Origin of the sequence: Streptomyces viridiviolaceus (assembly GCF_014650995.1) — a bacterium.
Taxonomy (GTDB): domain Bacteria; phylum Actinomycetota; class Actinomycetes; order Streptomycetales; family Streptomycetaceae; genus Streptomyces; species Streptomyces viridiviolaceus.
This window is the reverse complement of sequence record NZ_BMWA01000107.1, coordinates 1-717: the sequence shown is the minus strand read 5'-3', so window position 1 is coordinate 717 and position 717 is coordinate 1. Positions and strand designations below refer to the sequence as shown.

Annotated in this window: 1 protein-coding gene and 1 pseudogene; both read right to left on the bottom strand. The window is 70.6% G+C overall.

Features of this window, described 5'->3' with window-relative positions:
- A pseudogene (locus IE260_RS41120) lies at window positions 1-323 on the bottom strand (electron transfer flavoprotein subunit alpha/FixB family protein); the annotation flags it as partial.
- Between the two features lie 58 nt (window positions 324-381).
- Window positions 382-717 (bottom strand): electron transfer flavoprotein subunit beta/FixA family protein (locus IE260_RS41115; protein ID WP_444545582.1); only part of this gene is annotated, 336 nt, incomplete at its 5' end.

The window sequence follows — 717 nt, the reverse complement described above, 5'->3', positions numbered from 1 at the left end:
CCGATGCGCAGCGCCAGACGGGCGGCGATCTCCTTGCCCTCCGCGGAGGAGGGGACCAGGACCGCGGCCGGGGACACGGCCTCGACGGCGGCCTGCAGGGCGTCGACCTTCGGCACCACCAGGTACTCGGCGTACTCGGACGCCTCGTGGGTGAGGACCTTCACCGCACCGTGCTCGGCGAGGGTGGCGGCGGTGTCGGCGGCACCGTTGCCCAGTGCGACGGCGACCGGCTCGCCGACGCGGCGGGCCAGCGTCAGCAGCTCCAGGGTGGGCTTGCGGACGGCACCGTCCACGTGGTCGACGTAGACGAGAACTTCAGCCATGGGAATGGATCTCCTTGCGACAATCGCGAAGTCTGAGGGGCGGTAAGGGGTCGGTCCCTTAGATGAACTTCTGGCTCGCGAGGAACTCAGCGAGCTGCTTGCCGCCCTCGCCCTCGTCCTTGACGATCGTGCCCGCGGTGCGGGCCGGACGCTCGGCCGCGGCGTCGACCACCGTGTAGGCGCCCTCGAGACCGACCTCGTCCTCGTCGATGTCGAGGTCGGACAGGTCCCAGGACTCCACCGGCTTCTTCTTCGCCGCCATGATGCCCTTGAAGGACGGGTAACGCGCCTCGCCCGACTGGTCGGTGACCGACACCACGGCCGGCAGCGACGCCTCGAGCTGCTCGGAGGCGGCGTCGCCGTCGCGACGGCCCTTGACCGTGCCGTCCTCGAC